The 12,999-nt window shown below is 59.7% G+C and carries 11 protein-coding genes; 10 read left to right on the top strand and 1 reads right to left on the bottom strand.

Annotated features, from left to right (window positions below):
* Positions 1-8: 8 nt before the first annotated feature.
* On the top strand, positions 9-3,446 hold the full coding sequence (gene murJ, locus HMPREF1287_RS08230) for a murein biosynthesis integral membrane protein MurJ (RefSeq protein ID WP_023016395.1): 3,438 nt from the start codon (positions 9-11) through the stop codon (positions 3,444-3,446).
* A gap of 111 nt (positions 3,447-3,557) precedes the next feature.
* Complete coding sequence (locus HMPREF1287_RS08235) at positions 3,558-4,091, top strand: YceI family protein (protein WP_005275938.1); 534 nt, start codon at positions 3,558-3,560, stop codon at positions 4,089-4,091.
* Between the two features lie 163 nt (positions 4,092-4,254).
* Here the strand turns inward: HMPREF1287_RS08235 and galE are convergent, their stop codons facing one another.
* On the bottom strand, positions 4,255-5,289 hold the full coding sequence (gene galE, locus HMPREF1287_RS08240) for a UDP-glucose 4-epimerase GalE (protein WP_023016396.1): 1,035 nt from the start codon (positions 5,287-5,289) through the stop codon (positions 4,255-4,257).
* Between the two features lie 770 nt (positions 5,290-6,059).
* Here galE and HMPREF1287_RS08245 point away from each other — a divergent pair.
* The 8 genes from HMPREF1287_RS08245 (at position 6,060) to HMPREF1287_RS08280 (ending at position 12,985) form a co-directional block, all read left to right on the top strand.
* Positions 6,060-6,365, top strand: a complete 306-nt coding sequence (locus HMPREF1287_RS08245) for a hypothetical protein (RefSeq protein WP_005275950.1) — start codon at positions 6,060-6,062, stop codon at positions 6,363-6,365.
* A 78-nt stretch (positions 6,366-6,443) separates the two neighbouring features.
* Entirely contained in the window at positions 6,444-6,698 is a 255-nt protein-coding gene (locus tag HMPREF1287_RS08250; RefSeq protein ID WP_156905088.1) for a hypothetical protein, read from the top strand.
* A gap of 31 nt (positions 6,699-6,729) precedes the next feature.
* The gene (locus HMPREF1287_RS08255) at positions 6,730-7,083 is read left to right on the top strand and encodes a hypothetical protein (RefSeq protein WP_023016398.1); all 354 of its coding nucleotides are present in this window, start codon (positions 6,730-6,732) and stop codon (positions 7,081-7,083) included.
* 84 nt (positions 7,084-7,167) lie between these two features.
* A complete protein-coding gene (gene pepN / locus HMPREF1287_RS08260; protein WP_023016399.1) occupies positions 7,168-9,687 on the top strand; it encodes an aminopeptidase N in 2,520 nt (839 codons plus the stop codon).
* A gap of 94 nt (positions 9,688-9,781) precedes the next feature.
* Entirely contained in the window at positions 9,782-10,330 is a 549-nt protein-coding gene (locus tag HMPREF1287_RS08265; protein ID WP_005275963.1) for an RNA polymerase sigma factor, read from the top strand.
* Between the two features lie 132 nt (positions 10,331-10,462).
* Positions 10,463-11,389: a thioredoxin-disulfide reductase gene (gene trxB, locus HMPREF1287_RS08270; RefSeq protein ID WP_023016400.1), complete on the top strand. Its 927-nt coding sequence runs from the start codon at positions 10,463-10,465 to the stop codon at positions 11,387-11,389.
* 7 nt (positions 11,390-11,396) lie between these two features.
* Entirely contained in the window at positions 11,397-11,720 is a 324-nt protein-coding gene (gene trxA / locus HMPREF1287_RS08275; protein WP_023016401.1) for a thioredoxin, read from the top strand.
* Positions 11,721-11,803: 83 nt separating this feature from the next.
* Entirely contained in the window at positions 11,804-12,985 is a 1,182-nt protein-coding gene (locus HMPREF1287_RS08280; RefSeq protein WP_034653713.1) for an N-acetylmuramoyl-L-alanine amidase, read from the top strand.
* Positions 12,986-12,999: the final 14 nt, after the last annotated feature.

Consider the following 12,999-nt stretch of genomic DNA (forward strand, 5'->3'; position numbering starts at 1 on the left):
TATCCTCTATGACCGAAAAAGATGGCCGCCAGGCCCACCACGCGGAGAAGGCACCTGCAGGCGCGGTAGACCCCACGGATACCGCCCCCAATGCGGAAGAAAACCGTGTCCCGGTTACCGCCGGCGCGCGCGGCCGCATCGTGCGCGCCTCTCCACCCGCACCGGTACCAGAAAAGCGGCCCACGCCCTCAGTGCAGAACACTACTGTTCCCCCTGAGGAAGATAAGTCCGCGCTGACTGGCCGCAATGCGGAGATCGAGGCCTCCAATCAGGACGTCATCCGCGCGACGGGAACGATGGCCATCGCCACGCTGCTCTCGCGCATCACCGGTTTCCTGCGGCAGATGCTGATCGGCGCCACCCTTGGTGCCACGGTGGGTACGGCCTTCAGTAGCGCCAACCAGATCCCCAACCTGGTCACCGAAATCGTGCTGGGCGCGGTGCTGACCTCACTGGTGGTTCCGGTCTTGGTGCGCGCGGAGAAGGAAGACTCGGACCGTGGCGAAACCTTCGTCCGAAGACTTTTTACCCTGGCGTTTTCCATCCTGGGCATCGTTACCATCCTCTCCGTTATCTTCGCGCCATTCTTAACGAGGATGATGCTGCCTGAAGATTCCAAGGCCAATGCCGTACAGGCAACATCATTGGCCTTCTTGCTCTTGCCGCAGATCCTGTTCTACGGCCTTTTCGCCCTCTTCCAGGCGGTCCTAAATACCAAGAATATCTTTGGCCCTGGTGCCTGGGCGCCGGTGGTCAATAACATCATTTCCATCAGCGTCCTGCTGGCGTATCGCTTTTTGCCAGGCCGCCTCGACCCGCACGATCCTACGCCGGTGGCGGATCCACACATCATGCTGCTGGGCCTGGGCACCACCACGGCGGTAATCGTGCAGTGCTTGATCCTTGTGCCGTACCTGAAAAAGGCCGGCATCAACCTGCGCCCGAAGTGGGGCCTCGATGCCCGCATCAAGCAATTCGGCGGCATGGCGCTGGCCATTATTACCTATGTGGCCATCTCCCAGCTGGGTTACGTGGTCACCTCCCGCGTGGCAGCGTATGCGGATGCCGGTGCGCCGCTGGTCTACCAGAACGCGTGGCTGATGCTGCAGGTGCCGTATGGCGTTATCGGCGTGACCTTGTTGACCGCCATCATGCCGCGGCTTTCGCGCAATGCCGCCGATGGCGATGTCGATGCCGTGGTGCGCGACCTCACCTTGGGCACCAAGCTGACCTTCATCGCGCTTATCCCCATCGTCATTTTCATGACGGGCTTCGGCGTGCCCATCGCCCGCGCGTTATTCCAGTACGGCGCCTATGGAGCAGATAGCGCAGAGCAGCTCGGCCTCACCATCAGTTTTTCCGCCTTTACCTTGATCCCTTATGCGTTGGTGCTGCTGCACCTGCGCGTTTTCTACGCCAGGGAAGAGGCCTGGACGCCCACCTTCATCATTGCCGGCATCACGCTGACCAAGATCGTGCTGACCTTGCTGGCACCACTGATGACCAGCAACCCAGACCGGGTGGTCATCCTCCTCGGTACCGCCAACGGTTTTGGCTTTGTCTCCGGTGCGGTCATCGGCGGCTTCCTGCTCAAACGCAAGCTGGGCAGCCTGGGCGGCAAGGCCGTAACCCAGACGGTCCTCTGGTCCTCCGGTGCCGGCGCGGTCGGCCTGGTTGTCTCGTGGGCGCTGTACTGGCTCGTGCAATTGGTCTTGCCGGAGCAGCTGCCTTCGATCGTCTCACTGGTCAAGGTCGTCGTGCTGGGCATCGTCTTTGTGATTATCACCGGAATCGTCCTGTCCAAGTCCTCCCTGCCCGAGGTGCAGAACCTGGCGCGCGCCCTCCAGCGCATCCCGGGAATGTCCCGGTTCATCACGGTGGACAATTCCAAGGCCATCGAAGTCGAGGAACCAGACCTGCAGGAAATCCAGCCGGTCTATACGCAGGATTCCTTCAACGCCACCTTGGTGCCGCCACCGATGTCCGCCGGTATCGTCCGCGGCCCGCGCTTGGTCCCCGGCGCCCCCGTATCGGACGGTCGCTTCCGCCTCCTGCAGGATCACGGCGCTGTATCCGGTGCCCGGTTCTGGCAGGCCCGCGAACAAGCCACCGGCCGCCTCGTGGCGCTGACGTTCGTCGATACCAATACGCAGGCACCCATCGCGCCGTCGACGCCCACGGTCTCTGCCCGCCGCTCCGCCGAAATCTCCCGCAATACGCGGCGTTTGGCCGAGCTCAACCTAGAGACCATGGCGGATAATATCGAGATTTTGTCCTACCGCACCGGCTGCCTGGTGGTGGCGGATTGGTTTGAGGGCACCTCCCTCAAGCAGGTGGCAGAGGCAGATAACCTCGACCCCAATTCCGTCGCCCGCGCTACCGCGCCGCTGTTTGCCGATGCCGCCACCGCCCACGACGCCGGCCTCATCCTCGGCGTGGAGCACCGCGACCGCTTCCGCGTATCCACCTCCGGCATCGTCAAGGTTGCCTTCCCCGCGGTGCTGGATGGGACGTCTGCAGAAAGCGACCGCGAGGCCCTCAGCTCCGCGCTAAGCATGCTGGTCGAATCCACCGAACCATCGCCGAAGAAGCTGCGCGATATTTCCGATGACGCCAACCTCACCGCCGATGAGGCCGCAGAGCGCCTCGAAGAGGCACGGCTGGCCTTTGATGCCGCGGATGCAGAGACCCGCGAAGAGAAGCTGGAAGAGCTGCAGGAGGCGGAGGGGCTGACCTCGGCGGGCATCGCCAAGCGCCTGCGCGAATTCGCCCCGGAAGAGCAGGAAGAAAAGACCGAGGCCCTCCCCGTGGTCGTTGAAGATGAGCCCACGCAGGAAGAGGATCCGAAGCAAGAACCCGGCTTTGGCGGCCGCGGTTATTCGGGCTCTGGCGTCGTGGTCATCGGCATTTTCGCCACCATCTTCGTCGTAGGCATGGCGGCGCTGACGACGTGGGTGATGTCCCTGCTCAGCGATGTAGAAAAGACCAGTTCGGTTACTGAAACCGTGCAGGGCTCCACGATGATCCCGGAAACCCCGCCGGTGCACCTCAAGGAATCATCCGCCATCACGGTGCCAGACGGCGAGGATAATGAGCAGCTTATCGATGGCAAGACGATCACCACCTGGTCCACGAAGGAATCCGGTTCCGGCGCCTTGGTCACCCTGGATAACCCGGCCCACCTTTCTGTCATGACCGTGACCCACACCAGGTCCAATGGCGCGCACTACGAAATCTATGGCGTTAATAAAGACGATTTCGATCCGAAGCACCCGCAGCTGAGCTCTCTTCCCAAATTGGCGGAAGGAAAGTTCAAGCACTTAAACGAGGAGCTGGAGCTAAAAGAAACGCCCCAACAATTCGATGCCGCGCTCATAGTCATCACGGAACTGCCTAAGTCAAAAGAGGTTACACTGGGGGAGGTCCAGCTTGTTGGCCATCCTTAAAACCGAGGTCAGAGGGTTGGAAAAAGAATTTTTACTTCAAGGCTTGACTAAAACACCCAATCGGGTATCGTAGTTGGTGTTACATCAACAACAACGTTAGGAGAAACAATTATGTCCCTCGCAGCAGGCACCTACACCATCGACAAAGAGCACACCGTCATCGGCTTCGTTACCAAGCACGCCATGGTTACCAAGGTGCGCGGCAACTTCGGTGAGTTCGAAGGCACCATCAACGTCGCCGAGAACATCGCTGACTCCACCGCAGAGGCCACCATCAAGGCTGCTTCCATCTCCACCGGCAACGAGGACCGCGACGGCCACGTAAAGAACGAAGACTTCTTCAACGTGGAGGAGTACCCAGAGCTTTCCTTCACCACCACCAACGTCAACGTTGATGAGGACGGCAACGGCACCGTCACCGGTGACCTCACCATCAAGGGCACCACCAAGTCCGTCGACCTCAAGGTTGAAGAGGTCGCTACCGCTGAGGACCCATTCGGCAACTTCCGCCTGGGCTTCGAGGCACAGACCAAGATCAACCGCAAGGACTTCGGCATCGACTTCAACGCTCCGCTCAAGACCGGCGGCGTCCTTGTTTCTGAAGACATCAAGATCGAGCTCGAGGTTTCTGCCATCAAGCAGTAATCGCACTTCTTTGAAAACCTTGGGCTCTCACAGCCTTTTGGTTACCAACCACTAAAGCCCGCGCCGCGTACCCGCCCGGCCGCGGGCTTTAGTCGTTTTCCATGGACCTTGAGTTCAGAGGGTCGAGGCGAATGCCGAAACAGAACGACGTTGACGGCATCCATCATGCTTCCCCGGCGTCCATTGCGGTGGACCGTTCGCGAATTAGTACAGACGGGAGTTTTTCTGCCCACTCTAGTGATTCTCTGACCCCGTCTGCGATGCTCAACTCGGCTTGCCAACTGAGGAGCTGTTCGGCCTTGTCGGTCAAAGTCGCACAACCCACGACATCACCGAGCCGCGGAGGAGCTGTCTGCACATTCAGGGGCTTCCCGGTCGCTTGCCCGAACGCGTCGGCGAGTTCGAACACCGTTGTTCCCGTTCCGGTTCCGAGATTAATGATATCGAAACCATCGATCTCGGATCTCGAGATGACCTCGTCGAAGTTCTGAAGCGCCGCCACGTGGGCCCGGGCGAGGTCCCAGACATGCACATAGTCACGAAGTCCGGAACCGTCGCGCGTGGGCCAATCGACACCCGTCACCGTGAATACCCCTCCGCTTCGATACGCCTCGATCATCTTGCCGAGGGCGTGCGTCGGATGTGGATCCTGGAGGCCACTACGCATACTAGGGTCTGCGCCGATCGGATTGAAATAGCGCAACGCGATCGCGTTCATCGCACCGGTGGCAGCGAAATCGCGCAGCACGCGCTCCAACATCCATTTGGATGCCGAGTAGGGACTCTGAGGGGCGACTGCTCCGGTCTCGTCGACCATGTAGTCATCACCAGCTTCGTACATGGATGCGGTCGAGCTAAGAATGAAGCGGCGGACTCCGAGACCGGATAGCTCACGCAAAAGCGTCAGTGACTTGGCGACGTTGTTCTCATAGTAGTCGAGTGGCGCGGACACAGATTCAGGAACGACGATTTTCGCCGCACAGTGGATGACGGAATCGATATCTGGATGTTCAGACAGGATGTTCTGCACTACGCAGGTGTCCGCGATATCGCCTTCGTAGTTTGCATACGGCCGTGAGAACTCTTTGAGCCCCTTGCTGTAGTCATCCAAGATGACGGGCGTTATGCCATTGTCCTGGCAACATGCCGCAATGGTCGATCCAATGTATCCTGCTCCACCGGTGATGAGAACCTTCATGCATTATCCTTCAGTCGAATGCCGCGACCTTTAGCCGCGCTCGACAAAAGTATATCTGGTCGCGTCTTCTAGAGTTGTGTCTCAGCATATTTTCCTGTGAGGCAAGTGGGTCGGCAGGTCCACGCGGCAGGCTCTCGTAACCGAGCAGGAGTCCTAGAGACTCGGCCCGTCGACGCCCGGGTCCATTCTCGGAGAACTGGTCGGTCCAGAAGCCCGACCGGTGCCACTGCTGCGGGACTGGCCCGCCTTCGCCGCCCGGAGCTGCTCAGTGATCGAGTACCCGAAGATGGAATCGGTCGCCGATCCCGAGGGATCGGTGTGGGAGGAAGGTCAATGCGCTGTATCTGGCGGAGACGTCGCCGGGTGATTCGGAGACCGGTCACGACCGGTCCACGACTGTCGATGCTACCGATGCTGCTGGTTCCGGGGCCGGCGAGAGTCGGTGGAGTACGCGCGGGATCTCCTGGTCGCGGCGTGCAGCCGGGAGCGGGCAGATGTGACCCCGCACGCGGTGTGGGGCAAGAACTGGGATCGGTGGTTGATGGATCGACTGTCGACGGATCTTACGGTGGATGTTCACCCGTTCGCCGGCACACCGATGGCCGAGGCGATGGAGCACCGGGGTCAGTTGCGGGAAGCACGGCTGGACGCCTACGCCGCCCGGCAGGCCGCTGGTTCAGGTGGCGGCACCGCGGCCGGACGCGCAGCGTCCGCTGCGGGAGGTCGACGACCACCTGCTGCGTCTGGCCGGTGAGTCCTGAGGTCTGCAGTTGAAGGTCAAGCAGGCCAGTGAGCCGCTGGAGCAGGAGGCCACCGCGCTGCGGAAGGTCGAGCAGGACGCCGAAAAACTCACGGCCGCCCAGGAGCAGGCCGATCGGTGTGCCGGACTGCTCCAGGTCGCAGAGGCGCAGTCCCGGGATGCGGAGCAGGCTGCCGGCAGCGGGATCGGGTGGCTCAAGGGTGCCGGGAGGAAGAAGGCCGAGCAGCATGACCTGCACACCGCACAGCGGAAAGTCACCCAGGCGCGGCAGCAGACCGCGGTGGCACAGCAGGACGTGGAGCAGGCAGCCCGATAGCTGACAGTGGCGCAGCATCAGGCGGAGCCACTGCAGCTGTCTCCGCAGCAACGGCAGTCGTGTCAGGAGCAGTTGGCGTTGTATCGGCGTCTTGAAGACGCCGATGAGGTTCACTGGGAGATACTGGACCGTGAGCGCGAGCAAGCTCAGACGGTTGCCGCCGCTGCAGTTGGGAAGGATCTCCCAGCGGCAGAGGACATCGAGGTGGTGTTCGCTGAGTACACCTCACAGAGGCCGGTGGATTTGATGTATGAATCTGCGCCGACGCAAATATACGGGCAGATCTTGATTGTCCAAGCACGAACACTGGTTTCCCCTAAGAATCACCGATAGAATTGCCGGGACGAGGCGCAAGGAGAACACCATGAAAACGGCCACTACTTCACGGGGTATCACCTACGCATCGCTGGGGATATTAGCGGTCTCCTCGTCCCTGTGGGCTATGTACATGCAAGACAATGCATTTGCGATTATTGGCCTGCTTTGTGGAACGGCGGTCACCGCGTGGCAGATTCATCACTATAAGGCGACGATTCCACTTGCCGTTGATTTCATTGCGATAGCCGCGGGGATTGTGTCAGCTGTGGGCTTTGCGCTCCGGGAGAGCCTTTCAAGTTCCGCAATGGCATCGTTTGGCTATGCCACGGCTGGCTCATTGATCGTATACCTTATTCTCGCCGCTATCGCGATTATCAAATCTCGGGAAAGTGAGAGCTGAGCCCGGCAGCACAACACCCCATTTATCGTTTTCACATCCGATATCTCGTTAAATCTCCCACTGCGGTAACTATAGTTTCTAACTATGACGACACAACGCGATAAAACCCAGCACGAGCTACTCCAAGAGCGCGCTGCAGCAGTAGACCTGCGGGCATACCACCTGCACCTAGACTTATCTCAGGTGAAGGAAAGCCCCACGTTCGGCGCGACGAGCCGCATCGAGCTCACCACCACCGAGCCCGAGCTTTTCCTGGACTACCTGGGAGAATCGGTAGAGCAGGTAACGGTTAACGGTCAGGTGCAGGACGTCGATTTTGATGGCAGCCTTATCCGCCTCCACGGGCTACCGGTAGGGGAGGAGCTGACGATTGAGGTCAGTGGCACCTCGCGCTACTCGCGCACGGGCCAGGGTTTGCACCGCATGCACGACCAGGCCGATGACGCGACCTATCTGTACTCACACCTCGAGCCTTCCGATGCCCGCCGCATCTTCCCCTGCTTTGAGCAACCCGACCTCAAGGCGCCGTTCCACGTCACCATGACCGCGCCGAAGGACTGGCAGATCCTCTCCAACCAGCCGGAGACCGAGCGCGAGGAGCACGGGGACAATGCCACGGTCCGCTTTGCGCCCACCCCGCCGCTTTCGACGTACCTCACCTCTTTTGCCGCTGGGCCGTATAAGTATCAAGAACGCACCTGGAACTCGCCGGATGGCGATCACTCCGCGCAGCTGCGCGCCTTTGCCCGCGCCTCCATGTTTGAGTATTTGGACGAGGAAATCCTGGAGCTTACCGCGCAGGGCATGGACTATTTCCACGAGAACTTCGGCTTTGCCTACCCTTGGGGCAAGTACGATTCCATCTTCGTGCCGGAATATAACCTCGGCGCCATGGAGAACCCGGGCCTGGTGACCTTCACGGAAAGCTATATCTTCCGGTCAAAGGCCACGCGCAGCCAGAAGGCCGCCCGCGCAAATACCATTTTGCACGAGATGTCCCACATGTGGTTCGGCGATCTTGTCACCCCGCAGTGGTGGGATGATCTCTGGCTCAAAGAATCCTTCGCGGAGTTCATGGGCGCCGATGCCTCCGTGCACGCCACCGCCTACGAAGAGGCGTGGGTCAACTTCGCCGGCCAGCGCAAAAACTGGGCCTACCTGCAAGATCAGCTTCCCACCACGCACCCCATCAAGGCCGAGATTCCGGACGTGGATGCCGCGCGCCAGAACTTCGATGGCATTACCTATGCCAAGGGCGCGGCGGTGCTCAAGCAGCTCGTGCACTATGTGGGCCGCGATAACTTCTACGCGGGTGCAAGGGATTATTTCCAGGAGCATGCCTTCGCCGCGGCCACCTTCGATGATCTGCTCGCGGCCCTGAAAAAGCACACAGACCGCGACCTCGATTCCTGGTCAAAAGCATGGCTGCGCACCTGGGGTCCAGACACCCTCACCCCGGAGCTGCACACGGAGGGCGAGAAGATCACCGAGCTCGCGGTGAGCGCCGAGGCCGAGGACACGACCCGCCCGCACCGCCTGAACGTGGCGTTTTTTGATGCCTCCTTGAACAAGTACCGCGAGTTCGACATCGACCTTCCCGCCGGCGGCCACCGCACCATCGTCGATCAGGCGGCGGGGGAGAAGGCCCCAGCATTGCTGCTGCTTAACGATGCCGACCACACCTACACCAAGGTCCGCTTCGACGATGCTTCGCTTGATACCATCCGGGATCACCTGTCCGAGGTCCAAGATGGGCTCAGCCGCGCGGTCATCTGGACCTCGCTGTGGAACCTCACCAGGGACGGGGAGTGGAATGCGGAGGAGTACGTGGGGGTCGTCGCCAAGCATGCACCCGCAGAGACCAATGCCACGCTGCTGACCACCGCCTACGGCAATGCGCACTTTGCCATCCAGCACTATGTGGCCGAAGACCGTCGCGAGCAGGTGCGCACCGAGTTCGCCGATGCGCTGTGGAAACAGCTCGGCGCCGCGGATCCGGGCTCGGATGCGCAGCTCATTCTGGCCCGCACCGCCATTGCCGCACTCGCCGCAACGCCGGAGGCCTCCGGCACCGAGCGCCTGCGGGACCTGCTCGCCGGCGCGGTGGAGGGCCTGCGCCTCGATCCGCAGATCCGCTGGTCCATCCTGTGCGCCCTGGCCGCCCGCGACGGCGTCGCATTGGATGAGCTGGAAGCAGAAAAGCAGCGCGATAATACGCTGACCGGCGCCGCCGAATTCTTGGGCGCTAGCCACGCCTTCCCCACGCCGGAGACCAAGCGGGCCGCCTTCGATAGCGCGCTAACGCCAGGGGAGTACTCCAATGCGGAAGTCGATGCCCTGCTGGCCGGCTTTAATGCCCCGCGCTCGGCGGAGTTGCAAGAAGAATTCGCCGAGGAGTTCTTCCGCCGCGTTGAAGATATTTGGGATAACCACCCGATTGAGATAGCCAACCGGCTGATCCGCGGCCTCTACCCGGAATCTTCCATGGCGGAGTCCGCCACCACGGATCTCCTGCACAAGGATCTGCCGGGTGCGCTGCGCCGCGTGCTCCTAGAGTGCCGCGACCACCTGCGCCGCACCCTGCGCGTGCGCGCCCAGCAGTAGGCGGGTCAATAGACTGTACCGCCGCCGGCTCGCGCCGGAGTTCCCCTCGGGTCACAATTGCTTTAACACTTGTTGATCCGGGGGGAATCTACAGATGCCATTAAGTCCTGACCACAGCGACGAAGAATTAGTTGATGCTTTTATCGAGGGGGATAATAAAGCCTTTTCCGCCATCGTGGAACGCCACCGCAAGCGGCTGACCACCGTGGCGCGGCGTTATACAAGGAATGAGTACGACGCGCAGGATGTCGTGCAAGAAGCCTTCCTGCGCGCTAGCTGCAATCTCCATAACTACCGGCGGGAATCGGCCTTAAGCACGTGGCTGCACCGCCTGGTGAAAAACACCGGCTACGACTATTTAAATCACCGGGCTAATCGGGAAAACGCCTCGCTCGATAGCGATGATTTTGCCGATGATCGCAATCCACTGCTGGCGCATAACCCATCTGAAAACCTTGCCGAGCAGCTCGTCGTCCGCGAGGCTATGGAGCTTTTAAGGCAAGACCAGCGCGAAGCACTCATGCTTACCGATGTCGCCGGGTTCCGCGTCAACGAAGTTGCCACCGCCCAAGGCGTAAAGCCCGGCACCGTTAAATCTCGCCGCGCACGCGCGCGGGAGGTCTTGCGCGAAGCCATCGGTTAACTACATCTCGATATCGCATCATTCTTGCATCAATTTCGCAGCCGCTAGCCTTTACAATATGAACGATTCGCAATCTGGCGGGTAGACTCTTGACGTTACGCAAAATGACACTGTGATTTTAGGGAGTTAGCCATGACCGTCCACGATGTTGCCATCGTAGGTTCCGGACCTGCCGGTTATACCGCCGCGCTTTATGCCGCTCGTGCTGAACTCAGCCCCATTGTATTTGAGGGATTTGAATACGGTGGCGAATTAATGAACACCACCGAGGTAGAGAACTACCCGGGCTTCCAAAAGGGCATCATGGGCCCAGAGCTCATGGAAGAAATGCGCGCACAGTCAATCCGCTTTGGCGCGGATCTGCGCATGGAAGTCGTCGACTCCGTTGAGTTGGAGGGCGATATTAAAAAGCTCCACGTGGGCGATGAGGTTTTTGAAGCCCGCACGGTAATCCTCGCCACCGGCGCCGCACCGCGCCACCTTGGCATTCCCGGCGAGGAAGAGCTCTCCGGCCGCGGTGTTTCCACCTGCGCTACGTGCGATGGCTTCTTCTTCAAGGGCCACAATATCGCCGTCATCGGCGGCGGCGATTCCGCCATGGAGGAAGCTACCTTCCTGACCAAGTTCGCGGAGTCTATCACCATTGTCAACCGCTCCGAAAACTTCCGCGCATCTAAGATCATGTTGGACCGCGCCCAGGAGAACGAGCAGATTAAGTGGGAAACCAATAAGGTTGTCGAGCGCGTGCTTGAAGATGACGGCAAGGTCGGCGGCCTAGAGCTCAAGGACGTTGAGACTGGGGAAACCTCCACCTTGGATGTCACCGCCATGTTCGTTGCCATTGGCCACGATCCGCGCTCGTCCTTCCTCAACGGCCAGGTAAAGCTAAACGATAACGGCTACGTTGAGGTTGATCAGCCCTCCACTAAGACCTCCCTGCCTGGCGTTTTCGCTTGCGGTGACTTGGTAGATGATCACTATCAGCAGGCCATCACCGCCGCAGGATCTGGCTGCCGCGCTGCCATGGATGCGGAACAATTCTTGGCTGCAAACCGTTAGATCCAGTATGAGTAACGTCAAAAAGGTAACCACTGAAACATTCCGTTCTGATGTCATCGAGTCGGATAAACCCGTCGTCGTAGACTTCTGGGCGGAATGGTGCGGGCCATGCAAGAAGCTGTCTCCGATCTTGGAAGAGGTCGCAGATGAGCTCGACGGTGAGGTCACCATCGCCAAGGTCAACGTCGATGAAGAACGAAACCTCGGTGCCATGTTCCAAATCATGTCCATCCCAAATGTATTGATTTTCAACAATGGCGAGAAGGTCGATGAGTTCGTTGGCCTGCGTTCTAAAGATGACATCGTGGCGCAAGTGAAAAAGCAGTTATAGCTGTTAATCTTGTTACTAAAGTTAACGAGTAGGAAATCTGCCATGCGGTCCAAAGTCCTAGGGCCGTGGAAGGGGTGAAAGGCGTGAATCGCGTTCTTCGGGTTGGTGATTCAAGTGTGCGCGTAGCTGAAGCTCGCGCCACCTTGGCTCGCCTTGGCCTCTTATCAGATTTCACGGGGGAACTATCTGCCTGGAAAAAGCAGAAGTACTCCGAGACTGATAAGACCTTTGATGCCGATCTCGCTGAAGTGCTCAAGGCATTTCAGCAGTCGCGCGGCATCCTCCCAACGGGAGAGATCGACGATCTCACCCTGCGCGAGTTACGCCAAGCCTCTTATACCCTGGGTAGCCGTGTATTGAGCTACGAGCCCACCAATGCCTTGGTGGGCGATGACATCTCGCAGTTGCAGCAGCAACTGCAAGAGCTTGGGTTTTATCAAGACCGCGTCGATGGCCATTTTGGCCGCACTACCCACGCCGCGCTCACCGAATACCAGCACAACTGCGGGCTGCAGGAAGACGGCGTGTGTGGGCCCGCGACCATTCGCGCGCTCAGCTTACTCGGCCGCCGCATCACCGGCGGTTCGGCGCACAATATTGTAGAACGCGAGCGCGTGCGCAATGCCGGGCCGAAGCTGGCGGGAAAGCGCGTGGTCATTGACCCTGCGCTGAGTGGCCGGGACTCCGGCTTCACCGTCAAGGGCCGTTTTGGTGATATTTCTGAGCAAGAAATCCTCTGGGATCTCACCCAACGCATCGAAGGCCGCATGATCGCCGCCGGCATGGAGACCATTATTTCGCGCCCCCGCACCGATGATGCGGACGTGCAATCCCGTGCCGAGCTGGCTAATGCCTTTGATGCCGATATGGTCATCTCTTTGGCGTGCGATTCTTACCCCAATGAGAAGGCCCATGGCGTAGCCACGTTCTACTTTGGTTCCGAATCCGGAAACTCCTCACTCATTGGTGAGACCCTATCTGGCTTCATCCAGCGTGAAATCGTGGCCCGCACCGATCTGCAGGACTGCTCTAACCATGGCCGCACCTGGGATCTCTTGCGCCTGACGCAGATGCCGGTGGTACAGATCTTTTTGGGTTATCTCACCAACCCTGAGGACGTCAAAATCCTGACCAACCCTAAGCGCCGTGATGATATTGCAGAAGCAATCGTCATCGCCGTCAAGCGCATGTACCTCATGGAGCAAGACACCGCCATTACCGGCACCTACAAATTCTCCGAGCTGCTTCAGGCGGAGCAAGCTTAGCCCCTCCTCACTAG

This window comes from Corynebacterium sp. KPL1986 (assembly GCF_000477975.1).
GTDB lineage: Bacteria > Actinomycetota > Actinomycetes > Mycobacteriales > Mycobacteriaceae > Corynebacterium > Corynebacterium accolens.